This window comes from Streptomyces sp. NPDC058326 (genome assembly GCF_042879855.1).
Classification (GTDB): Bacteria; Actinomycetota; Actinomycetes; order Streptomycetales; family Streptomycetaceae; genus Streptomyces.
Genome location: NZ_JBHVZO010000017.1, coordinates 40,143 through 63,557, shown reverse-complemented (window position 1 = coordinate 63,557; position 23,415 = coordinate 40,143). Strand labels below are relative to the sequence as shown.

The window sequence follows — 23,415 nt, the reverse complement described above, 5'->3', positions numbered from 1 at the left end:
CCTGCCCGGCCCTTTCAGCCAAGGCGGACAGGAGTCCCCGCCCACCACTCCACGGCGGACAAGCGACCGCCCGCCCGCTTCGCCCTAACGTGTCACGAGAGCGCGAGAGCACCCCCTCGCACCACCCCCCGAAACGGAAAGGGCCGGTACGCAATGACGACCACCCACGCCTTCTGGCTCGCCGGCCGCGAGGCCACCGGCGACGCCACCTTCGACGTCACGAACTCGTACGACGGACGTCTGGTCGGCAAGGTCAGCGTGCCCACCGAGGCCCAGGTCGAGGAAGCCGTCGCCGCCGCCCACGCGGTCGTCGACGAGTTCGCCGCGACCCCCGCGCACGTCCGCGCCGCCGCCCTCGACCACGTGTCGAAGCGGCTCGCCGAGCGCACCGAGGAGATCGCCCAGCTGATCTCCGCCGAGAACGGCAAGCCCATCAAGTGGGCCCGCGGCGAGGTCGGCCGTGCCGTCTCCGTCTTCCGTTTCGCCGCCGAGGAGGCCCGCCGCTGGAACGCCGGCGAGGCCCAGCGCCTGGACACCGAGGCCGGCGGCGCGGGCCGCCTCGCCCTCACCCGCCGCATCCCCACGGGCGTCGTCCTCGGCATCGCGCCGTTCAACTTCCCGCTGAACCTCAGCGCCCACAAGGTCGCCCCGGCCATCGCGGTCGGCGCCCCGATCATCCTCAAGCCGGCCCCGTCGACGCCGATCTCCTCCCTGATCCTGGGCGAGATCCTGGCCGAGACCGACCTGCCGGCCGGCTCCTGGTCGATCCTCACCGTGCCGAACGACCGGATGCCCGCCCTCGTACAGGACGAGCGCCTCCCCGTCATCTCCTTCACCGGTTCCGACAAGGTCGGCTACGCCATCCAGCAGTCGGTGCCGCACAAGCACTGCACCCTGGAGCTCGGCGGCAACGCCGCGGCCGTCGTCCTCCCCGACTGGTCCTCCGAGGCCGACCTGGACTGGGCCGCGAGCCGCATCGCCACCTTCTCCAACTACCAGGGCGGCCAGTCCTGCATCTCCGTGCAGCGCGTGATCGCCGACGCCTCCGTCTACGACCGCCTGGTGCCGAAGATCGTCGCAGCCGTGGAGGCCCAGGTCACCGGTGACCCCGCGGACGACGCCACCGACGTCGGCCCGCTCGTCGACGAGGCCGCCGCCCAGCGCGTCGAGTCCTGGGTCGACGAGGCCGTCGCGGCCGGCGCCAAGCTCCTCGCCGGCGGCAAGCGCGAGGGCGCGACCTACGCCCCGACCGTCCTCACCGACCTCCCGGCCGACGTCACCCTGGCCCGCGCCGAGGTCTTCGGCCCGGTCCTGACCATCACCAAGGTCGACGGCGAGGCCGAGGCCTTCGCCGCGGTCAACGACTCGGACTTCGGCCTCCAGGCCGGTGTCTTCACCCACGACCTGCAGACCGCCTTCCGCGCCCACCGCGCCCTCGAGGTCGGCGGCGTGATCGTCGGCGACGTCCCGTCGTACCGCGCCGACCAGATGCCGTACGGCGGTGCCAAGCGCTCCGGCGTCGGCCGCGAGGGCGTCAAGTACGCGATGGACGACTACACCTACGAGCGCGTCCTCGTCCTGACGGGCCTCGCCCTGTAACCCGTACCCCCGCCGGTACGGGTCCACGAGACCAGGCGGCCTGAGCCCACTGTGCGGGGGCTCAGGCCGTCTTCTCGTCTTTCCGGACCTCCGGAAATCGGGTACGACGGACAAAGAGACCCAGGAGGTTCCATGTCCGCGCCCACCCGGCAGCCCAAGGTCACCGCACACGAAGCCCGGCAGACCGCCGAGGCCGCACGGGAGCGGGACTGGCACAAACCCAGCTTCGCCAAGGAGCTCTTCCTCGGCCGGTTCCGCCTGGATCTCATCCATCCCCACCCGCTCCCCGCCGAGGAGGACGCCCGCCGCGGCGAGGCCTTCCTCGCGACCCTCCGCGACTTCTGCGAGACCCGGATCGACGGCGCCCGCATCGAACGCGAGGCCCGCATCCCCGACGAGACGATCACCGGCCTCAAGGAGATCGGCGCGCTCGGGATGAAGATCGACCGGAAGTACGGAGGCCTCGGCCTCACCCAGCTGTACTACAACCGCGCCCTCGCCCTCGTCGGCTCCGCGAGCCCCGCCGTCGGCGCCCTGCTTTCCGCGCATCAGTCGATCGGCGTACCGCAGCCGCTGAAACTCTTCGGCACCCAGGAACAGAAGGACGCCTTCCTGCCCCGGCTCGCCAGGACCGACCTCTCCGCCTTCCTGCTCACCGAGCCGGACGTCGGCTCCGACCCGGCACGCCTCGCCACCACGGCCGTACCCGACGGGGACACGTACGTCCTCGACGGCGTCAAGCTCTGGACCACCAACGGGGTCGTCGCCGACCTGCTCGTCGTCATGGCCCGCGTCCCCGTCTCCGAGGGGCACCACGGCGGCATCACCGCCTTCGTCGTCGAGGCCGACTCGCCGGGCATCACCGTCGAGCACCGCAACGCCTTCATGGGCCTGCGCGGCCTGGAGAACGGCGTCACCCGCTTCCACCGCGTCCGCGTCCCCGCCGCGCACCGGATCGGCCCCGAGGGAGCCGGCCTCAAGATCGCCCTCACCACCCTCAACACCGGCCGGCTCTCGCTCCCCGCGGCCTGCGCGGGGGCGGGCAAGTGGTGTCTGAAGATCGCCCGCGAATGGGCGGGCGTCCGCGAACAGTGGGGTGGGCCCGTCGGCCGGCACGAGGCCGTCGGCACCAAGATCTCCTTCATCGCGGCCACCACCTTCGCCCTGGAGGCCGTCGTCGACCTCGCCTCCCAGATGGCCGACGAGGACCGCAACGACATCCGCATCGAAGCCGCCCTGGCCAAGCTGTACGGCTCCGAGATGGCCTGGCGCGTCGCCGACGAACTGGTCCAGATCCGGGGCGGCCGCGGATACGAGACCGCCGACTCGCTGGCCGCCCGCGGCGAACGCGCCGTCCCCGCCGAGCAGCTCCTGCGCGACCTGCGGATCAACCGGATCTTCGAAGGCTCGACCGAGATCATGCACCTGCTGATCGCCCGCGAGGCCGTCGACGCCCATCTGTCCGTCGCCGGTGACCTCATCGACCCCGGGAAGTCGCTCGCCGACAAGGCGCGGGCCGGTGCGCGGGCCGGCGGCTTCTACGCCCGCTGGCTGCCCGGCCTCGTCACGGGACCGGGACAGCGGCCGGGGGCGTACGCGGAGTTCGGCGAGCTCGCGGCCCACCTCCGGTACGTGGAACGGACCTCCCGCAAACTCGCCCGCTCCACCTTCTACGCGATGTCCCGCTGGCAGGGCCGCATGGAGCTCAAGCAGGCCTTCCTCGGGCGGATCGTCGACATCGGCGCCGAGCTCTTCGCGATGAGCGCCGCCTGCGTACGGGCCGAACTCCTCCGCACCACCGGCGAGCACGGCCGCGAGGCCCACCAGCTCGCGGACGCGTTCTGCCGGCAGGCCAGGCTGCGGATCGAGGAGCTGTTCGGGCGCCTCTGGTCCAACACGGACGACCTCGACCGGCGGGTCGTCGACGGGGTCCTCACCGGCCGGTACACATGGCTGGAGGCGGGGATCGTCGACCCGAGCGGCGAGGGCCCCTGGATCGCCGACGCGACCCCGGGCCCGTCGCCGCACCCCGACGTCCACCGCGAAATCCGATAACCCCCACCCACCCCGACGCCTTCACCCACCCCGTCGACCTCCGCCGCCCCTCGTTGTGGGCATCTGTTCGACTGGGGCGGCCCCCACCCCTGCTGCCCCGCCCACCCCGCTGTGGGCACCTGTTCCGCTGGGGCGGGCCCCACCCTTGCCGCCGCCCGCCACCCCCGTTGTGGGCATCTGTTCCGCCGAGGTGGCCCGCCCCTGCTGTCCCCGCCTGCCCCGCTGTGGGCACCTGTTCCGCTGGGGCGGGCCCCACCCTTGCCGCCGCCCGCCACCCGCGTTGTGGGCATCTGTTCCGCCGAGGTGGCCCCACCCCTGCTGTCCCCGCCTGCCCCGCTGTGGGCACCTGTTCCGCCGGGGCGGGCCCCACCCGTGCGGCCGCCGCCCACCCCCGTTGTGGGCATCTGTTCCGCTGGGGCGGAACGGGTGGGCACAACGGACGGCGCCCCTTGCCGGGCCCAGGCTTCCGGGCCTGAACCCGCACCCGTCGTGCGCCGCACAAGTCGGTGGCGGGTCCAGGCACAGGGGGCGGAGGCGCCCGCCGAAGGGCGCCGTCCCGTGTGTCCACCCGTCCCGCCCCAGCGGGACGATTGCCCACACGGCGGTGGGGGTCGGGGTGCAGGCCACACGGGGGTGGGCCGCGGCGTAGGCCGCACCGGGGGTGGGCCGGGGCGCACGCCGACCAGGGCCGGGGGGTGCAGGCCCACCCCGGCCGGGCCAAGGCCCACACGGGCCGGGGCGCACGCCCCCACCGGCCGGGGCGCAAGGCCCGCACGGGTCTGGGCACAGGCTTCGGCCGGGCCAGGCCCACGCGGGCCGGGGCGCAAGGCCCGCACGGGGCCCGGGCACAGGCCCCGGCCGGGTCAAGGCCCCACCGCCCCCCGCCGACGCCCCGTCCACGTGGCGGACCGTCGGCCGGGCCGAGGCCCCAGGGCCCCCCGCCGACGCCCCGTCCACGTGGCGGACCGGGCCGCGACAGTACCGTCGCCCACGGCACCATGGACCCGTGACCGTCATGAACATCCCCGGCTCCAAGTCCGTCACCGCCCGCGCGCTCTTCCTCGCCGCCGCCGCGGAGGGCACCACCACCCTCCTCAGGCCCCTCGTCTCCGACGACACCGAGGGCTTCGCCGAGGGCCTCACCGCCCTCGGCTACGGCGTCCGCCGCGAGACCGGCGCCTGGCACATCGAGGGCCGCCCCGCGGGGCCCGGCGCGGACACCGCCGAGGTCTACTGCCGCGACGGCGCCACCACCGCCCGCTTCCTGCCCACCCTCGCCGCCGCGGGCCACGGCACGTACCGCTTCGACGCCTCCGCCCAGATGAGGCGACGTCCCCTCGGCCCGCTCACCACCGCGCTGCGCGCCCTCGGCGTCGATCTGCGGCATGGCGGGAAGGAGGGCCACCACCCTCTCGCCGTCCACGCCCACGGCGTGAAGGGCGGCGCGCTCACCCTGGACGCCGGGCAGTCCTCCCAGTACCTGACGGCCCTGCTCATGCTGGGCCCGCTCACCGCCGAGGGCCTCGACATCACCGTCACCGACCTGGTCTCGGAGCCGTACGTCGAGATCACCCTCGCGATGATGCGGGCCTTCGGCGCCGAGGTCCGGCAGGATGGCCGCACGTACCGGGTCGCGCCCACCGGCTACCGCGCCCGCACGTACGACATCGAGCCCGACGCCTCCACCGCCAGCTACTTCTTCGCCGCGGCCGCGCTCGAACCGGGCCGCTCCGTCACCGTCCCCGGCCTCGGCACCGGCGCCCTCCAGGGCGACCTGGCCTTCGTCGACGTACTGCGCCGCATGGGCGCCGACGTCGAGATCACCGCCACCGGGACGACCGTCCGCTCCACCGGCCGGCTCCGCGGCCTCACCGTCAACATGCGGGACATCTCCGACACCATGCCGACCCTCGCCGCCATCGCGCCCTTCGCCGACGGGCCGGTCCGCATCGAGGACGTCGCCAACACCCGCGTCAAGGAGTGCGACCGTCTCGACGCCTGCGCCGAGAACCTCCGCCGCCTCGGCGTCACCGTCACCACCGGCCCCGACTGGATCGAGATCCAGCCCGGCGCCCCCACCGGACCGGCCGAGATCGCCACCCACGGCGACCACCGGATCGTCATGTCCTTCGCGGTCACCGCCCTGCGCACCCCCGGCATCACCTTCGACGACCCCGGCTGCGTCAAGAAGACGTTCCCCGACTTCCACCGGGTGTTCGACACGTTCGTCCACACCCCGTGAAGAGCGCCCGGTGTTTGCGGTGAGAATGGGGGCATGAGCGACCGCCCCTCTCCTCTCGCCGATCCCCATAGCGTCTTCTCCCCCGTGGATGTGGACGCAGGACGCCGGGACATCGTCGTCCTCGGCTCGACCGGGTCGATCGGCACCCAGGCCATCGACCTGGTGCTGCGCAACCCCGACCGCTTCCGGGTCACCGCCCTGGCCGCCTCGGGCGGCCGGGTCGGGCTGCTCGCCGAGCAGGCGCACCGGCTGAAGGTCGCCGCGGTCGCCGTGGCCCGCGAGGAGGTGCTGCCGGAGCTGCGTGACGCGCTGAAGGCGCTGTACGGCTCCGAGCCGCTGCCCGAGCTCCTGGCGGGCCCCGACGCCGCCACGCAGCTCGCCGCCTCGCCGTGCCACACCGTCCTCAACGGCATCACCGGCTCCATCGGCCTCGCGCCGACCCTGGCCGCCCTGGAAGCCGGCCGTACGCTCGCCCTCGCCAACAAGGAGTCGCTGATCGTCGGCGGCCCCCTGGTGAAGGCGCTCGCCAAGCCGGGCCAGATCATCCCGGTGGACTCCGAGCACGCGGCTCTCTTCCAGGCGCTCGCCGCCGGCACCCGCGCGGACGTCCGCAAGCTGGTCGTCACCGCCTCCGGCGGCCCCTTCCGCGGCCGTACGCGGGAGCAGCTCGCCGACGTGACCCGCGAGGACGCCCTCGCCCACCCCACCTGGGCCATGGGCCCGGTGATCACGGTGAACAGCGCGACCCTGGTGAACAAGGGCCTGGAGGTCATCGAGGCGCATCTCCTCTACGACATCCCCTTCGACCGCATCGAGGTCGTCGTCCACCCCCAGTCGTACGTGCACTCGATGGTCGAGTTCACGGACGGTTCCACGCTCGCCCAGGCCACCCCGCCGGACATGCGCGGTCCGATCGCCATCGGCATCGGCTGGCCCGAGCGGGTCCCCGACGCGGCCCCCGCCTTCGACTGGACCAAGGCCTCCACCTGGGAGTTCTTCCCCCTCGACACCGAGGCGTTCCCGTCCGTCGGGCTCGCCCGGCACGTCGGCGAACTCGGCGGCACCGCCCCCGCCGTCTTCAACGCGGCGAACGAGGAGTGCGTGGAGGCGTTCCTCGCCGGACGGCTGCCGTTCAACGGAATCATGGATACGGTCACAGCGGTCGTCACCGAGCACGGCGTTCCCGGTACGGGAACCTCGCTCACCGTGCCGGACGTCCTCGAAGCGGAGACCTGGGCGCGCGCCCGGGCCCGAGAGCTCGCAGCGAAGGCAACAGCGGAGGCCCGCGCATGACCGAAATGCTCCTGTACGCCCTGGGCATCGTGCTGTTCGCCCTCGGTCTGCTCGTCTCCATCGCCTGGCACGAGCTCGGCCACCTCTCCACGGCCAAGCTCTTCGGCATCCGCGTGCCGCAGTACATGGTCGGCTTCGGCCCCACGATCTGGTCGAAGAAGCGCGGCGAGACCGAGTACGGCATCAAGGCCATCCCGGCCGGCGGCTACATCCGCATGATCGGCATGTTCCCGCCGGGCGACGACGGCCGCATCGAGGCCCGCTCCACCTCGCCCTGGCGCTCGATGATCGAGGACGCCCGCGAGGCCTCGTACGAGGAGCTCAAGCCCGGCGACGAGACCCGGCTCTTCTACACGCGCAAGCCGTGGAAGCGCGTGATCGTGATGTTCGCCGGACCGTTCATGAACCTGGTCCTCGCGGCCGCGCTGTTCTTCGGCTCGATGATGACCCTCGGCATCGAGGGCCAGACGACCCAGGTCGCCGGCGTCCAGAAGTGCGTCATCAAGCAGAGCGAGAAGCGCGAGAAGTGCGCGGCGGGCGACGCCGTCTCCCCGGCGTTCAAGGCCGGTCTGAAGGAGGGCGACCGGATCGTCGCCTTCAACGGCACACCTGTCAACGACTGGGACACCCTCTCCGACCGCATCCGCGACACCATCGGCCCCGCCACGGTCACAGTCGAGCGCGCCGGACAGCGCCTCGACCTGCACCCCACCCTCGTCTCCAACGAGGTGCCGCTCAAGGACGAGGACGGCAAGGTCGTCCAGCCCGTCGCCTACGGCCACGCCGGCTACCTCGGCTTCGCCTCCAAGACCGAGGTCGCGCCCCTCACCTTCGTCGAGACCACCGACCGCATGGGTGATCTCCTGGAGAACGGCGTCCACTCGGTCATCGCCCTCCCGGGCAAGATCCCCGGCCTCTGGGACGCCACCTTCGGTGACGGCGAGCGCGCGGACGACTCCCCGGTCGGCGTCCTCGGTGCCGCCCGGCTCACCGGCGAGCTGATGAACGTCGAGGCCCCGCCCGAGCGGATCCTCGTGTGGTTCATGAACATCCTGGTGATGTTCAACGTCTCGCTGTTCCTGTTCAACATGCTCCCGCTGCTGCCGCTCGACGGCGGCCACATCGCGGGCGCCCTGTGGGAGTCCGTACGCCGTCACACGGCCCGGATCTTCCGGCGCCCCGACCCCGGCCCGTTCGACGTGGCCAAGCTGATGCCCGCCGCCTACGTGGTGGCCGGTGTCTTCGTCTGCTTCACCCTGCTCGTCCTCGCCGCCGACATCGTCAACCCGGTGAAACTGACGTAGCTCCAGGGGAGGCCGGACCCGGTGGTGTCCGGCCTCCCGCCCCCAGGGCGGTAACCTCGGAGACCTGAGCCCGCCGACGCACAACCTTGAGGTTGCACAGAAGATGACCGCGATTGCTCTCGGTATCCCGACCGTTCCCACCCGGCTCGCCGAGCGGCGCAAGAGCCGCCAGATCCAGGTGGGCAGTGTCGCCGTCGGCGGTGACGCGCCCGTCTCCGTGCAGTCGATGACCACGACCCGCACCTCCGACATCGGCGCGACGCTCCAGCAGATCGCCGAGCTGACCGCCTCCGGCTGCCAGATCGTTCGCGTGGCCTGCCCGACGCAGGACGACGCCGACGCCCTCGCGACGATCGCCCGGAAGTCGCAGATCCCCGTGATCGCCGACATCCACTTCCAGCCGAAGTACGTCTTCGCCGCGATCGACGCCGGCTGCGCCGCCGTACGCGTCAACCCCGGCAACATCAAGCAGTTCGACGACAAGGTCAAGGAGATCGCCAAGGCGGCCTCCGACGCCCGGACGCCGATCCGGATCGGCGTCAACGCCGGCTCGCTCGACGCCCGGCTCCTGAAGAAGTACGGCAGGGCCACCCCCGAGGCGCTCGTCGAGTCCGCCCTCTGGGAGGCCTCCCTCTTCGAGGAGCACGGCTTCCGCGACATCAAGATCTCGGTCAAGCACAACGACCCGGTCGTCATGGTCGAGGCCTACCGCCAGCTCGCCGCCCAGTGCGACTACCCGCTGCACCTCGGCGTCACCGAGGCGGGCCCGGCCTTCCAGGGCACCATCAAGTCGGCCGTCGCCTTCGGCGCCCTGCTCTCCCAGGGCATCGGCGACACCATCCGCGTCTCGCTCTCCGCGCCGCCGGCCGAGGAGATCAAGGTCGGCATGCAGATCCTGGAGTCGCTCAACCTGCGCCAGCGGCGCCTGGAGATCGTCTCCTGCCCGTCCTGCGGCCGCGCCCAGGTCGACGTCTACAAGCTCGCCGAGGAGGTCACCGCCGGCCTCGACGGCATGACCGTCCCGCTGCGCGTGGCCGTCATGGGCTGCGTCGTCAACGGCCCCGGCGAGGCCCGTGAGGCCGACCTCGGCGTCGCCTCCGGCAACGGCAAGGGCCAGATCTTCGTGAAGGGCGAGGTCATCAAGACCGTCCCCGAGTCGAAGATCGTCGAGACGCTCATCGAAGAGGCGCTGAAGATCGCCGAGCAGATGGAGAAGGACGGCGTCGCCAGCGGCGAGCCGTCGGTCGCCGTCGCCGGCTGAGGCAGGTCCCGCCGGGCCCGGTTCCGGTTCTCGCACGCCCCGCCGCCCGCTCCGGGTGGCGGGGCGTCGTGCTGCCGGAGGCGTGCTCCCGAACCCTCCGGGTACAGTGCGGGAATCAGCAGAACCGCACGGTGAGGCCCCCTCGTGTTGACACACCCCGCCACCCGGGTCCTCGAACCCGCCGACCTCGGCGCCGCACTCGCCGTCCTGGAGAGCGCCCCCGTCGAGAACGCCTTCGTGGCGGCCCGCGTCCAGGTCGCCGGACTCGACCCCTGGCGTCTCGGCGGCGAGATGTGGGGCTGGTACAGCGAGGGCCGGCTGCGTTCCCTCTGCTACTCCGGCGCCAACCTGGTGCCCCTGTGCGCCACTCCCGAGGCCGTCCGCGCCTTCGCCGACCGGGCCCGCAGGACCGGCCGCCGCTGCTCCTCGATCGTCGGCCCCGCCGAGCCCACCAGCGAGCTGTGGCGGCTCCTGGAGCCCAGCTGGGGCCCCGCGCGGGACGTCCGCGCCCACCAGCCGCTGATGGTCGCGGAGGAGCCCTCCGGCACCGTCACGCCCGACCCGCTGGTCCGCCGCGTCCGCAGGGACGAGATGGACGTGATCATGCCCGCCTGCGTGGCCATGTTCACCGAGGAGGTCGGCATCTCCCCGCTCGCCAACGACGGCGGCCTGCTCTACCAGGCCCGGGTCGCCGAACTCGTCGGCGCCGGCCGCTCCTTCGCCCGCATCGAGGACGGCAAGGTCGTCTTCAAGGCCGAGATCGGCGCCGCGACGCGCCAGGCCTGCCAGATCCAGGGCGTCTGGGTCGCCCCCGAGCACCGAGGCAAGGGCCTGTCGGAGACGGGCATGGCCGCCGTCCTCCAGTACGCCCTGGCCGACATCGCACCCGTCGCCAGCTTGTACGTGAACGACTACAACACCCCCGCGAGGGCCGCGTACCGCCGCGTCGGCTTCCGGGAGACCGGCGCCTTCATGAGCGTGCTGTTCTGAGGCCCCGGCCGCTTGTAGGGTGCGCCGCATGGATGACGCAGAGGTCATGATCGGGCCGGTCAATCTCGCCGCCCGGGTGGACGAGGCCCTCGCCGTGCAGGCGCTCGCCTTCGGCCTGGACGAGGACGAGATCGCCGTACGCCGCCACATCGTGCTGCGCCACCTGCTCAGCCCGGGCGCCCGCGCCTACGGGGCCACCACCCCCGAGGGGACGCTCGCCGGATTCGTGTACGGGATGCCCAACGACCGCACCCACTGGTGGTCCACCGTCGTCGAGACGTACCTCCGCGCCACCGGCACCGCCGACTGGCTCGACGACTCCTTCGTCATCACGGAACTGCACGTCCACCCGGCCCACCAGGGGCGCGGCATCGGCCGCGAACTGATCACCGCCATCACCGACACGGCGGCCGAGCCGCGCTCGATCCTCTCCGCGATCGACACGGACAGCCCGGCCCGCGGCCTCTACCGGTCCCTCGGCTACACCGACCTCGCACGCCAGGTGCACTTCCCGAGCGCCGCCCGCCCGTACGCCGTGATGGGCGCGCCCCTGCCGCTCAAGCGCCGGAACTGATTTCTCGTCGCCCGTGCCGCCCGGCTAACCTCCTAGCCATCACCCTCCCCCAAGCTCTCGGCTCCGTTCGAGCAGGGGGGACCCCCAGCCCAGCAGGAGTACGAGAACCATGGCCAACGCACCGGTCCAGCGCATGTCCCAGTTGATGGCGAAGACGCTGCGCGACGATCCGGCCGACGCCGAGGTCCTCAGCCACAAGCTCCTCGTCCGCGCCGGTTACGTGCGCCGCACCGCCGCCGGCATCTGGAGCTGGCTGCCCCTCGGCAAGAAGGTCCTCTCCAACATCGAGCGCATCGTCCGCGAGGAGATGGACGCGATCGGCGCCCAGGAGGTCACCCTCCCCGCGCTGCTGCCCCGCGAGCCGTACGAGGCGACGGGCCGCTGGGACGAGTACGGCGCCGAGCTCTTCCGTCTCCAGGACCGCAAGGGCGGCGACTACCTCCTCGGCCCGACGCACGAGGAGATCTTCACGCTCCTGGTCAAGGACCAGTGCTCGTCGTACAAGGACCTGCCGGTCATCCTGTACCAGATCCAGAACAAGTTCCGTGACGAGGCCCGCCCCCGCGCCGGCATCCTGCGCGGCCGCGAGTTCCTGATGAAGGACTCGTACTCCTTCGACACGGAGGACGAGGGCCTCGCCCAGTCGTACGCCCTGCACCGCCAGGCCTACCAGCGGGTCTTCGAGCGCCTCGGCCTCGACTACCGCATCGTCGCCGCCACCGCCGGCGCCATGGGCGGCTCCAAGTCCGAGGAGTTCCTGGCCCCGGCCGAGGCCGGCGAGGACACCTTCGCCGACTGCCCGAACTGCGACTTCGCGGCGAACACCGAGGCCGTGCACCAGGCGGTGAAGCCGGTCGACGCCGCCGGGGTCCCCGCCGCCGAGGAGATCCCGACCCCCGACACCCCCACCATCGAGACGCTCGCCGCCTCGCTGGGCGTGCCCGCCTCCGCCACCCTGAAGAACCTTCTGGTGAAGGTCGACGGCGAGATCGTCGCCATCGGCGTCCCGGGCGACCGCGAGGTCGACATGGGCAAGGTCGAGGAGCACTTCGGACCGACGGCCACCGTCGAGCTGGTGACGGAGGAGGACTTCGCCGAGCGCGCGGACCTGGTCCGGGGCTACGTCGGTCCGCAGGGCCTGGACAAGGTCACGTACATCGCCGACCCCCGGGTGGCCCCGGGCACGGCGTGGATCACGGGCGCCAACAAGGAGGGCATGCACGCGAAGAACGTCGTCGCGGGCCGTGACTTCGAGGTCTCCGAGTACGTCGACGTCGTCGTCGTCCAGGAGGGCGACCCGTGCCCGAAGTGCGGCACCGGCCTGAAGCTGGACCGCGCCATCGAGATCGGCCACATCTTCCAGCTGGGCCGCAAGTACGCCGACGCCCTCAAGCTCGACGTCCTCGGCCAGAACGGCAAGCCGGTCCGCGTGACCATGGGCTCGTACGGCATCGGCGTCTCGCGCGCGGTGGCGGCGCTCGCCGAGCAGACCGCCGACGAGAAGGGCCTGTGCTGGCCGGCCGAGGTCGCCCCGGCCGACGTCCACGTCGTCGCCGCCGGCAAGGCGCTCCAGACCGAGCTGGCCCTGGAGGTCTCCGACAAGCTGGCCGCCGCCGGGCTCCGTGTCCTGGTCGACGACCGCGCGGGCGTCTCCCCGGGCGTCAAGTTCACCGACTCGGAGCTCATGGGCGTCCCGCAGATCCTGGTGGCGGGCCGCCGCGCGGCCGAGGGCGTCCTGGAGCTGAAGGACCGCCGGACGGGCGAGCGCGAGGAGCTCACGGTCGACGAGGCGATCGCCCGCCTGACGGCGTGACACCACGCGGGCGCGGGGGCTCAGCCCCCCGCGCCCCGCGCGTCGCCGTACCGCCCCCGTCGTAGGCTGCGCCCCCGTCATGGGCATTCGTTCCGCCGGGGCGGAACGGGTGGGCACCACGGGACGGCGCCCCTTGCCGGGCCCAGGCTCCAGGGCCTGGACGTGCGCCACGTGCGCGCTCAGCCCTCGTCCTCCCGGTGCGTCGACGGTTCCACCGACGTCCCCGTCAGGTCCTCGATCGCGTCCTCCGCGTCCGCCCGCCCCGCCAGATAGGCCGCGGACCTCGGCGGCACCGGCGGCGGCATCGCGTGGGGCGGCATCATCTCGGCATGCCCCCCGGCCGCCGCCCCCGGTGTCGCCCGCTCCAGGAAGCGGAGCAGCTCGACCGGGATCGGGAGCACCAGCGTCGAGTTCTTCTCGGCCGACACCGCCATCACCGTCTGCAGCAGCCGCAGCTGGAGCGCCGCCGGCTGCTCGGACATGACCTCCGCCGCCTCCGACAGCTTCTTCGACGCCTGCAGCTCGGCGTCCGCGTTGATCACCCGCGCCCGCCGCTCCCGGTCCGCCTCCGCCTGCCGGGCCATCGAGCGCTTCATCGTCTCCGGCAGGGACACGTCCTTGATCTCGACCCGGTCGATCTGCACGCCCCAGCCGATGGCGGGGGAGTCAAGCATCAGTTCGAGCCCCTGGTTGAGCTTCTCCCGGTTGGACAGCAGGTCGTCGAGGTCGCTCTTGCCGATGATCGAGCGCAGCGAGGTCTGCGCCATCTGCGAGACGGCGAACTTGTAGTCCTCGACCCGGACGAGCGCCTCGGCCGCGTCGACGACCTTGAAGTAGACGACGGCGTCGACCCGGACCGTCACGTTGTCCCGGGTGATGCCCTCCTGCGCGGGCACGGGCATCGTCACGATCTGCATGTTCACCTTGTGCAGGCGGTCCACCGCGGGAACGATCATCGTGAGGCCGGGAGCGCGCACGTCGTCACGCAGCCGGCCGAAGCGGAAGACCACCCCGCGCTCGTACTGCTTCACCACGCGCATCGCGGCGCCCACGTAGACCGCGATCGCCGCGCCCGCGCCGGCCGCCGCCATCAGCAGCTCTTCGATCATCACGGCCCCCTGGAGTCGAGCCGCCGAACGCCGCGAACCGGCGAACGGTACAAAAAGGGTATTCCCCTACAGCCAGCTCGCGAACTCCAGGAGGAGCTCGGCGTCCTGCCGACGCCCCGCCGTCAGCGCCCGCGTGCCCGACTCGACCGCGCGGAACAGGGTCCAGCCGCGCAGCCGCTCCCGGTCCAGGTCCAGGGAGTCGGCCAGCTTGTTGACCCGGCGCCGGGCCGCCGAGGCGCCCGAGGAGGCGGCCACCAGGTCCTCGACCCGGTCCCGTACGAGCCGGGCCAGGTCGTACGCCCGCTCGCCCACCAGCGGCTCCGGGCCGACGGCCAGCCAGGGCGCCCGGTCCCCGGCCAGGACCTTGCCCTGCCGGAAGTTCCCGTGCAGCAGCACCGTCTCGGAGGTACCGGCCACCAGCTCCCCGCGTGCCGCGAGCGCCGCCGCCGTCAGGCCCCCGGTCCCACCGTCGCCCAGGTGGGACTCCATCGCAGAGGCCTGCCGGGCGGTCCGCTCGGCCACCGTCTCGAAGCCGTGCCCCGCCCCCGGCGGCTCGACCCACAGCTTGCGTACGGTCCCCGCCGCCTCCAGCAGCGCCTTGGCCTCCGGCAGCGAGCGCAGCGAGACCTCGGGATGCAGCCGTTCGAGGACGAGCGCGCCCTCCCCGGCCTCGCCGAGGAGCTGGACCGCGCCCCAGCCGTTCCAGTGCGCGAGCGCCTCCCGTTCCCGGTCCGGCCGGGCGAACGAGGGTGCGATCTTGAGGGCCGCCGGGGTGCCGTCGGACCGCCGGACGAGCACGACGAGGCTGCTCCGCCCGCCGGGCGCCATCACCCGCTCGGCGGCGAGGGACGCGCGGTCGAGCACCTGGTCGGCGAGGGCGGGCAGTGTCCCGAGCCACTCGGTGGCGGCGGCGTCCCCGTACGTCTCACCGAGCGCCTTCGTCAGTCGCTGCGGCGGTTCGAAACCCATACGTGCGTTGTTCCTTCGGTCGGGGGCGGGGCTCATGCCCGCTCGGCGAGCCCAGGAAAGGTTACGTCGCTGCCGCGCCAGCGGACGGCCCGTACCGCCGCCTCCCTCAGCGCGGCGGCCGCCTCGCGCCTTCGCGGGCCCTCGGAGGCCCTGACCAGGTCGGAGTACACCCCGGCCACCCGGTCCTCGAGGACGGCCGCGAGACGCGCCGCACCGGCCGCGTCCGCGACCCGGAAGGGCAGCCCGTACGCGGCCGCGGCCACCACCGGCGTGCCGCCGAGATCGCGCACGGCCCTGCGCAGCGCGTCCCGGCGTGCCCGGTGGGCCTCGTACGCGGCGGTGGCCTCGGCCCGCCGTTCCGTACCGATCCGGCCGCCGACCACCCCGTACCCGTACACCGCCGCGTGCTCGGCGGCCAGCGCGGCCTGGGTCGCGTCGAGGGCGCTCATGCCCGTGCTCCTTCGGTCAGCAGATAGGCGTGCGCCGCGCCGGCGGCGGCGACGGAGGCGAGCAGCCGGGCGTACTCGGGCGGGGCGGTGAGCAGGGCGGCGGTGTGCGCGTCGGAGGCGGTGCGCTCGGCCGCCGCGAGCTCCTTGAGCGCGGCCCCGGGGTCGGCCGCGACGGGTACGGGCGCGGGGGAGGGGGTGGTCGTCGCCGGAGTGGCGGTCGGGGAGGCCGTCGCGGGCCTCACCGTCGTACCGCCCTCGCCGAGGGCCTTCGCGTGTGCCGCCACCGAGCGCCGCAGCGGCGTCAGCCGGGGCGCCAGGGCGGGATGGGCGGCGAGCACCGCGTCGTAACGTTCCAGCAGGGTCCGGGAGGCGGTCACCGAACGGAGCCGCAGCGCCGCCTCGGCGCGCGCCACCCGTTCGGCCTCCCGTTCGGCCGCGCTCGGCTTCCGGGGCCCGGGATCCTCGGAGGTGCAGCCCGCGAGGGCCGCCGCGGCGGCGGCCGAGACGCCCGCCGTCAGGAGGGCGCGCCTGCCCGTCGTCGTCACGCTCTCTCCCTCAGCCGTGGTATGTCGTCGAAGATCGTCGGATCACCGCAGGCGAGCGTACCCGCGGGCCCCGGGGCGATGGACGGCAACACCCTCCGGGACCGGATACCCTTTGGTCTGACACGCGACGAACACACAACAGCACACGCGGCCGAGGAGTCACCCGGATGAGCACCACCCAGAGCGACAGGCTGCGCGGACTCGTGGAACCGCTGGTCCACGCGAAGGGCCTGGATCTGGAAGAGATCGAGGTCTCCCGGGCCGGCCGCCGCGGACTGCTGAGGATCGTCGTCGATTCGGACGAGGGCGTGGAGCTGGACGCCTGTGCCGAGCTGAGCCGCGCGATCTCCGAGAAGCTCGACGAGACCGACGCGATGGGCGAGGGCGAGTACGTCCTCGAAGTCAGCTCCCCCGGCGCGGACCGCCCCCTGACGCAGACCCGCCACTACGAGCGCGCCACCGGCCGGCTGGTCAAGCTCCAGCTGACCGCCGACGGCGCCGCCGAAGAGCTGGTCGCGCGGATCCTCGCCGTGGACGAGGACGGCCTCGACCTCGAAGTGCCGGGCGTGAAGGGGCGCAAGCCCACCGCCCGCCGGGTCGCGTTCGCCGACATCGTCAAGGCGCGTGTCGAGATCGAGTTCAACCGCAAGGACAAGAAGGAAGAGGAGGCGTAGCCGTGGACATCGACGTGAAGCTGCTCAAGGGCTTGGCGCATGAGAAGGAGATCTCCTTCGACCTGCTGGTCGAGGCGATCGAGTCGGCCCTCCTCATCGCCTACCACCGCACCCCCGACGCCCGCCGCCACGCGCGCGTGGAGCTGGACCGGGCCACCGGTCACGTGACGGTGTGGGCGAAGGAAGACCCCTCCGATCTGGAGGAGGGCCAGGAGCCCAAGGACTTCGACGACACCCCGTCCGACTTCGGCCGGATCGCGGCGAGCACCGCCCGCCAGGTCATCCAGCAGCGGCTGCGCGACGCCGAGAACGACGTGACGTTCGGTGAGTACGCGCGCCGTGAGGGCGATGTCGTCGCCGGTGTGGTGCAGCAGGGCAAGGACCCGAAGAACGTCCTGGTCCGCCTGGACGACAAGCTGGAGGCCATCCTGCCGGTGCAGGAGCAGGTGCCGGGCGAGGACTACACGCACGGTCTGCGGCTGCGGACGTACGTCGTCCGGGTGGCGAAGGGTGTCCGCGGTCCGTCCGTCACCCTTTCGCGCACCCACCCCAATCTGGTGAAGAAGCTTTTCGCCCTCGAGGTGCCGGAGATCGCTGACGGCTCGGTCGAGATCTCGGCCATCGCCCGTGAGGCCGGTCACCGTACGAAGATCGCCGTCCGCTCCACCCGTTCGGGTCTGAACCCCAAGGGCGCCTGCATCGGCCCGATGGGCAGCCGTGTCCGGAACGTGATGGCGGAGCTGCTCGGCGAGAAGATCGACATCGTCGACTGGTCGGACGACCCGGCCGAGATGGTGGCGAACGCGCTGTCCCCGGCGCGGGTCTCCCGGGTCGAGATCGTCGACATGGCCGCCCGCTCCGCGCGGGTGACGGTGCCGGACTACCAGCTGTCGCTCGCGATCGGCAAGGAGGGGCAGAACGCCCGTCTCGCCGCGCGTCTCACCGGCTGGCGGATCGACATCCGGCCGGACACGGAGCCGAGCGGTCCGGAGGACTGAGACCGTTTTTGGCCATCAAGTGTTCGATTCTTGCCCCGAACGGGTGAGGTCGGCACGGGGAGGTAGACTTAATAGTGTCTGGCCGGACGCATGCCTGCGCGTGCCCTGAGCGAACCTGTGTGGGATGCCGGGAGCGAGCGGCCAAGAGCGATCTGCTGCGGATCGTGATGATCAAGGGCGAGTGTGTTCCTGATCATCGCGGTACGCTGCCCGGCCGGGGTGCGTACCTGCACCCCGCCGTGGTCTGTCTCGACCTGGCGGTCCGTCGCCGGGCGTTGCCGAGGGCCTTCAAGGTCCAGGGCCCGCTCGACACGACGGAACTGCGTCACCACGTCGAGCGGCCGGCGCCGCAGTGAACAAGAAGTACGGCACGGAACACCGTGCGGTCAGGTACCTCGCGAGTTGGAAGTAGGTCGAGATTGCGATGAGCACTCGATGAGTACGCGATGAGTACGCCCATGAAGTAGCGACGGTCCGGCGGTAACCGGACCTCACAAAGGAGCAAAGTGGCTAAGGTCCGGGTATACGAACTCGCCAAGGAGTTCGGTGTGGAGAGCAAGGTCGTCATGGCCAAGCTCCAAGAACTCGGTGAATTCGTCCGTTCGGCGTCCTCGACGATCGAGGCGCCGGTCGTGCGCAAGTTGACTGACGCTTTGCAGGGCCCCGGTGGCAACGCCGGCAAGTCCCCTGCCAAGCCTGGCGCGCCCCGCAAGGCGGCGCCCTCCCCCGCGGCGCCGTCTCCGGCCGCCGCAGCACGTCCCGCTGCTCCGAAGCCCGGCGCCCCGGCCCCCAAGCCGGCCCCCGCCGCGCCTGCGGCGCCGGCCCCGGTCACTCCGGCCGCGCCCGCGAGCAGCACCCCCTCTCAGGCTCCGGCCGCCTCGGGCCCCCGCCCGGGCCCGAAGCCCGCGCCCAAGCCGGTCACGCCGGCTCCGGCCGCCCCCGAGTTCACCGCGCCTCCGTCGGCTCCGGCCGCCGGTCAGCGCTCCGGTGGCGCCGCCCAGGGTCCCCGCCCCACCGGCGAGCGTCCCGCCCGTCCGGGTCAGCAGGCTCCCCGCCCGCAGGGTCAGGGTGCTCCGCGTCCGCAGGGTCAGGGCGCTCCCCGTCCGGGCGGTGCCCGTCCGGCCGGTCCGCGTCCCGGCAACAACCCGTTCACCTCGGGTGGCTCCACCGGCATGGCGCGACCGCAGTCGCCCCGCCCCGGTGGCGGCGCCCCGCGTCCGCAGGGCGGCCCCGGCGCCGTCCCCGGCGCTCCGCGTCCGCAGGGTGGCCCCGGCGGCGCCCCGCGCCCGCAGGGTCAGGGCGGCGCTCGCCCCACCCCCGGTGGCATGCCCCGTCCGCAGGCTCCCCGCCCCGGCGGTGCGCCCGGCGGTAACCGTCCCAACCCGGGCATGATGCCGCAGCGTCCCGCTGCCGGCCCGCGTCCCGGTCCTGGCGGCGGTGGCCGTGGTCCCGGCGGCCCCGGTGGCCGTCCGGGTGGTCCCGGCGGTGGCGGCGGCGGTCGTCCCGGCTTCGCCGGTCGTCCGGCCGGTCCCGGCGGTGGCGGCGGCGGCTTCGCCGGCCGTCCCGGTGGTCCCGGTGGCGGCGGCGGTCGTCCGGGTGGTCCCGGCGGCGGTGGCGGCGGCTTCGGCGGTCGTCCCGGTGGCTTCGGTGGCCGTCCCGGCGGTCCCGGTGGACGTGGTGGCACGCAGGGCGCCTTCGGTCGTCCCGGCGGTCCCGCGCGTCGTGGTCGCAAGTCGAAGCGTCAGAGGCGCCAGGAGTACGAGGCCATGCAGGCCCCGTCCGTGGGCGGCGTGATGCTTCCCCGCGGTGGCGGCGAGGTCATTCGTCTGTCGCGCGGTGCTTCCCTCACCGACTTCGCCGAGAAGATCGGCGCCAACCCGGCGTCGCTCGTCGCGGTGATGATGAACCTCGGTGAGATGGTCACGGCCACGCAGTCCGTCTCCGACGACACGCTGACGATGCTCGGCGAGGAGATGAACTACACCGTTCAGATCGTCTCGCCGGAGGAAGAGGACCGCGAGCTCCTCGAGTCCTTCGACATCGAGTTCGGCGAGGACGAGGGCGGCGAAGAGGCTCTGGTCTCCCGTCCGCCGGTCGTCACCGTCATGGGTCACGTCGACCACGGTAAGACCCGACTGCTCGACGCGATCCGCAAGACGAACGTCGTCGCGGGCGAGGCCGGTGGCATCACCCAGCACATCGGTGCCTACCAGGTCGGTACCGAGGTCAACGGCGAAGAGCGTCGCATCACCTTCATCGACACCCCGGGTCACGAGGCGTTCACCGCCATGCGTGCCCGTGGTGCGAAGTCGACCGACATCGCGATCCTCGTGGTCGCGGCCAACGACGGCGTCATGCCGCAGACGATCGAGGCGCTCAACCACGCCAAGGCCGCCGGCGTCCCGATCGTCGTCGCGGTCAACAAGATCGACGTCGAGGGTGCGGACCCGACCAAGGTCCGCGGTCAGCTGACCGAGTTCGGTCTGGTGGCCGAGGAGTACGGCGGCGACACGATGTTCGTCGACATCTCCGCCAAGCAGGGTCTGCACATCGACTCCCTGCTCGAGGCCGTCGTCCTCACCGCCGACGCCTCGCTCGACCTGCGGGCCAACCCGAACCAGGACGCGCAGGGCATCGCGATCGAGTCCCACCTCGACCGTGGTCGTGGTGCCGTCTCGACCGTCCTGGTCCAGCGCGGAACGCTGCGCATCGGCGACACCGTGGTGGTCGGCGACGCGTACGGCCGCGTCCGGGCGATGCTCGACGACAAGGGCAACAACGTCGAGGAGGCGACCCCGTCGACTCCCGTCCTGGTGCTCGGTCTCACCAACGTGCCGGGTGCCGGCGACAACCTCCTGGTGGTCGACGAGGACCGTACGGCGCGTCAGATCGCCGAGAAGCGCGCTGCGCGTGAGCGCAACGCCGCCTTCGCCAAGCGCGTCCGCCGGGTGTCCCTCGAGGACCTCGACAAGGTGCTCAAGGCCGGTCTCGTCCAGGAACTCAACCTCATCATCAAGGGCGACGCGTCCGGTGCGGTCGAGGCCCTGGAGGCCTCGCTGCTCCAGCTCGACGTCGGCGAAGAGGTCGACATCCGTGTCCTGCACCGCGGTGTGGGTGCGGTCACCGAGTCCGACATCGACCTGGCGATGGGCTCCGACGCCATCGTCATCGGCTACAACGTCCGTGCGGCCGGCCGTGCCGCGCAGATGGCGGAGCGCGAGGGCGTCGACGTCCGGTACTACTCGGTGATCTACCAGGCCATCGAGGAGATCGAGGCGGCCCTGAAGGGTCTCCTCAAGCCGGAGTACGAAGAGGTCGAGCTCGGTACGGCGGAGATCCGCGAGGTCTTCCGCTCGTCCAAGCTGGGCAACATCGCCGGTGTTCTCATCCGCTCCGGCGAGGTCAAGCGCAACACCAAGGCGCGCCTCATCCGCGACGGCAAGGTCGTCGCCGAGGACCTCACGATCCACGGTCTGCGCCGCTTCAAGGACGACGTCACCGAGATCCGCGAAGGCTTCGAGGGCGGTATCAACCTCGGAAACTTCAACGACATCAAGATCGACGACGTCATCGCGACGTACGAGATGCGCGAGAAGCCGCGCGCCTGATCGCGTCCGATCGTCAGCGTGAGCCGGGGCCGGTCGGCGGAAAGTATTCCGTCGATCGGCCCCGGCCGTTGCGTGTACGGTTTCCGGTGTCCCCGCCGAGTGGTCGGCGGGCACACCGAACCCGAACCGGCGGGACATCCGGACACACATGTATGTGGGGACACTGTCCTTCGATCTGCTCCTCGGCGACGTACGTTCGTTGAAGGAGAAACGTTCTGTGGTCAAGCCGATCGTCGCCGAACTCCAGCGGAAGTTCGCGGTGAGCGTGGCGGAGGTCAGCGGCCAGAACCTCCACCGGCGGGTCGAGATCGGCGTCGCGATGGTGTCGGGAGAACCGGGGCACCTCAGCGACGTACTGGACCGGTGCGAGCGGCTCGTCGCCGCCCGCCCCGAGGTGGAGCTGTTGTCGGTGCGCCGCAGGCTCCACACTGATGAAGACTGATTTGAGCAAGGCAAAGAAGGAGAAGGACCAGTGGCCGACAACGCGCGGGCGAAGAAGCTGGCAGACCTCATCCGGGAGGTGGTCGCCGAGAAGCTGCAGCGCGGCATCAAGGACCCCCGCCTGGGTACGCACGTGACCATCACGGACACCCGCGTCACCGGCGACCTGCGGGAGGCCACGGTCTTCTACACGGTCTACGGCGACGACGAGGAGCGGGCCAGCGCCGCCGCCGGCCTGGAGAGCGCCAAGGGCATCCTCCGTTCGGCCGTGGGCCGCGCGGCCGGGACCAAGTTCACCCCGACGCTCGCCTTCGTGGCCGACGCCCTCCCGGAGAACGCCAAGACCATCGAGAACCTCCTCGACAAGGCGCGAGCCTCCGACGCCCAGGTGCGGGAGGCGTCCTCGGGCGCCACCTTCGCGGGCGAGGCCGACCCCTACAAGAAGCCGGGCGAGGACGAAGCCGCCGAATGAGCAACGCAGCAAAGACCCCCGACGGACTTGTCATCGTCGACAAGCCGTCGGGCTTCACCTCGCACGACGTCGTGGCCAAGATGCGCGGGATCGCCAGGACCCGCCGCGTCGGCCACGCCGGCACGCTCGACCCCATGGCCACCGGCGTCCTCGTTCTCGGCGTGGAGCGGGCGACCAAGCTTCTCGGTCACCTCGCGCTGACCGAGAAGGAGTACCTGGGCACCATCCGGCTGGGCCAGACGACGATCACCGACGACGCCGAGGGCGAGATCACGGCGTCGGTCGACGCTTCGAAGGTCACCCGTGAGGGCATCGACGCGGGCGTCGCCGAGCTCACCGGCGCGATCATGCAGGTCCCGTCGAAGGTCTCGGCCATCAAGATCGACGGCAAGAGGTCGTACGCGCGGGTGCGTGGCGGCGAGGAGTTCGAGATCCCGGCCCGTCCGGTCACCGTCTCCTCCTTCCAGGTGTACGACGTCCGCGAGGCGACCGCCGAGGACGGCACCCCCGTCGTCGACCTCGTCGTCTCCGTCGTCTGTTCCTCCGGTACGTACATCCGGGCGCTCGCCCGGGACCTCGGCGCCGGGCTCGGTGTGGGCGGACACCTGACCGCGCTGCGCCGCACCCGGGTCGGCCCGTACAAGCTGGACTCGGCGAAGACGCTCGACCAGCTCCAGGAGGAGCTCACGGTCATGCCGGTCGCCGACGCGGCCACGGCGGCGTTCCCCCGGTGGGACGTCGACGAGAAGCGGGCCAAGCTGCTGCTCAACGGCGTCCGCCTGGAGATGCCGGAGTACCCGGCGGGGCCGGTCGCCGTCTTCGGTCCTGAAGGGAAGCTGCTCGCGCTGGTCGAGGACCAGCGGGGCAAGGCCAAGAGCCTCGCCGTCTTCGGCTGAACCGACCGGCTTCGACGCTCCTGTGGGGGGGGGCCGCGCGGCGGGGCCCCCCCCCCGCGTGCCCCCCGCCCGGCCGGGCCGGCGGGCGCCCCCCCAAAAACCCCACCGGGCGGGGCGGCGGGG

20 protein-coding genes are annotated in these 23,415 nt (G+C 72.2%); 16 read left to right on the top strand and 4 right to left on the bottom strand.

Annotated features, from left to right (window positions below; all coding sequences use genetic code 11):
• The first annotated feature begins 153 nt into the window (after window positions 1–153).
• The 9 genes from ACFVYX_RS27095 to ACFVYX_RS27055 all read left to right on the top strand — a co-directional run bounded on the left by ACFVYX_RS27095 (window position 154) and on the right by ACFVYX_RS27055 (window position 13,131).
• The gene (locus tag ACFVYX_RS27095) at window positions 154–1,599 is read left to right on the top strand and encodes an aldehyde dehydrogenase family protein (protein ID WP_389684114.1); all 1,446 of its coding nucleotides are present in this window, start codon (window positions 154–156) and stop codon (window positions 1,597–1,599) included.
• Window positions 1,600–1,731: 132 nt separating this feature from the next.
• Complete coding sequence (locus tag ACFVYX_RS27090) at window positions 1,732–3,654, top strand: acyl-CoA dehydrogenase family protein (RefSeq protein WP_389684113.1); 1,923 nt, start codon at window positions 1,732–1,734, stop codon at window positions 3,652–3,654.
• A gap of 1,006 nt (window positions 3,655–4,660) precedes the next feature.
• Window positions 4,661–5,896 (top strand): 3-phosphoshikimate 1-carboxyvinyltransferase, encoded by a 1,236-nt coding sequence (aroA, locus tag ACFVYX_RS27085; protein ID WP_389684112.1) that lies wholly within the window; start codon window positions 4,661–4,663, stop codon window positions 5,894–5,896.
• Window positions 5,897–5,929: 33 nt separating this feature from the next.
• Window positions 5,930–7,189: a 1-deoxy-D-xylulose-5-phosphate reductoisomerase gene (gene dxr / locus ACFVYX_RS27080; RefSeq protein WP_389684111.1), complete on the top strand. Its 1,260-nt coding sequence runs from the start codon at window positions 5,930–5,932 to the stop codon at window positions 7,187–7,189.
• Entirely contained in the window at window positions 7,186–8,493 is a 1,308-nt protein-coding gene (locus ACFVYX_RS27075; protein WP_389684110.1) for a M50 family metallopeptidase, read from the top strand. The genes dxr and ACFVYX_RS27075 overlap by 4 nt, the downstream gene beginning before the upstream one ends.
• Window positions 8,494–8,596: 103 nt before the next feature.
• Complete coding sequence (gene ispG / locus ACFVYX_RS27070; RefSeq protein ID WP_389684109.1) at window positions 8,597–9,754, top strand: flavodoxin-dependent (E)-4-hydroxy-3-methylbut-2-enyl-diphosphate synthase; 1,158 nt, start codon at window positions 8,597–8,599, stop codon at window positions 9,752–9,754.
• A 144-nt stretch (window positions 9,755–9,898) separates the two neighbouring features.
• Window positions 9,899–10,744: a GNAT family N-acetyltransferase gene (locus ACFVYX_RS27065; protein WP_389684108.1), complete on the top strand. Its 846-nt coding sequence runs from the start codon at window positions 9,899–9,901 to the stop codon at window positions 10,742–10,744.
• Window positions 10,745–10,772: 28 nt separating this feature from the next.
• Window positions 10,773–11,318, top strand: coding sequence for a GNAT family N-acetyltransferase (locus ACFVYX_RS27060; RefSeq protein ID WP_389684107.1), 546 nt, complete (start codon window positions 10,773–10,775; stop codon window positions 11,316–11,318).
• 109 nt (window positions 11,319–11,427) lie between these two features.
• A complete protein-coding gene (locus ACFVYX_RS27055; RefSeq protein ID WP_389684106.1) occupies window positions 11,428–13,131 on the top strand; it encodes a proline--tRNA ligase in 1,704 nt (567 codons plus the stop codon).
• A gap of 179 nt (window positions 13,132–13,310) precedes the next feature.
• Here ACFVYX_RS27055 and ACFVYX_RS27050 read toward each other — a convergent pair whose 3' ends face one another.
• The 4 genes from ACFVYX_RS27050 to ACFVYX_RS27035 form a co-directional block, all read right to left on the bottom strand.
• Window positions 13,311–14,240, bottom strand: a complete 930-nt coding sequence (locus ACFVYX_RS27050; protein WP_389684105.1) for a slipin family protein — start codon at window positions 14,238–14,240, stop codon at window positions 13,311–13,313.
• Window positions 14,241–14,306: 66 nt separating this feature from the next.
• Window positions 14,307–15,209: an aminoglycoside phosphotransferase family protein gene (locus ACFVYX_RS27045; RefSeq protein ID WP_389684104.1), complete on the bottom strand. Its 903-nt coding sequence runs from the start codon at window positions 15,207–15,209 to the stop codon at window positions 14,307–14,309.
• 32 nt (window positions 15,210–15,241) lie between these two features.
• Complete coding sequence (locus tag ACFVYX_RS27040) at window positions 15,242–15,658, bottom strand: DUF4439 domain-containing protein (protein WP_389684103.1); 417 nt, start codon at window positions 15,656–15,658, stop codon at window positions 15,242–15,244.
• The gene (locus ACFVYX_RS27035) at window positions 15,655–16,203 is read right to left on the bottom strand and encodes a hypothetical protein (RefSeq protein WP_389684102.1); all 549 of its coding nucleotides are present in this window, start codon (window positions 16,201–16,203) and stop codon (window positions 15,655–15,657) included. The genes ACFVYX_RS27040 and ACFVYX_RS27035 overlap by 4 nt, the downstream gene beginning before the upstream one ends.
• A gap of 167 nt (window positions 16,204–16,370) precedes the next feature.
• Between ACFVYX_RS27035 and rimP the strand changes: the two genes are divergently transcribed.
• The 7 genes from rimP to truB all read left to right on the top strand — a co-directional run bounded on the left by rimP (window position 16,371) and on the right by truB (window position 23,292).
• A complete protein-coding gene (gene rimP / locus ACFVYX_RS27030; protein WP_389684101.1) occupies window positions 16,371–16,877 on the top strand; it encodes a ribosome maturation factor RimP in 507 nt (168 codons plus the stop codon).
• Window positions 16,878–16,879: 2 nt separating this feature from the next.
• Entirely contained in the window at window positions 16,880–17,875 is a 996-nt protein-coding gene (gene nusA / locus ACFVYX_RS27025) for a transcription termination factor NusA (protein ID WP_030206586.1), read from the top strand.
• 74 nt (window positions 17,876–17,949) lie between these two features.
• The gene (locus ACFVYX_RS27020) at window positions 17,950–18,231 is read left to right on the top strand and encodes a YlxR family protein (protein WP_389684100.1); all 282 of its coding nucleotides are present in this window, start codon (window positions 17,950–17,952) and stop codon (window positions 18,229–18,231) included.
• A gap of 150 nt (window positions 18,232–18,381) precedes the next feature.
• Window positions 18,382–21,483 (top strand): translation initiation factor IF-2, encoded by a 3,102-nt coding sequence (infB, locus tag ACFVYX_RS27015; RefSeq protein WP_389684099.1) that lies wholly within the window; start codon window positions 18,382–18,384, stop codon window positions 21,481–21,483.
• A gap of 148 nt (window positions 21,484–21,631) precedes the next feature.
• Window positions 21,632–21,925 (top strand): DUF503 domain-containing protein, encoded by a 294-nt coding sequence (locus ACFVYX_RS27010; RefSeq protein ID WP_389684098.1) that lies wholly within the window; start codon window positions 21,632–21,634, stop codon window positions 21,923–21,925.
• A 30-nt stretch (window positions 21,926–21,955) separates the two neighbouring features.
• Window positions 21,956–22,396: a 30S ribosome-binding factor RbfA gene (gene rbfA, locus ACFVYX_RS27005; protein WP_389684097.1), complete on the top strand. Its 441-nt coding sequence runs from the start codon at window positions 21,956–21,958 to the stop codon at window positions 22,394–22,396.
• The gene (gene truB / locus ACFVYX_RS27000; protein ID WP_389684096.1) at window positions 22,393–23,292 is read left to right on the top strand and encodes a tRNA pseudouridine(55) synthase TruB; all 900 of its coding nucleotides are present in this window, start codon (window positions 22,393–22,395) and stop codon (window positions 23,290–23,292) included. Before rbfA ends, truB begins: the two co-directional genes overlap by 4 nt.
• The last annotated feature ends 123 nt before the right edge of the window (window positions 23,293–23,415 follow it).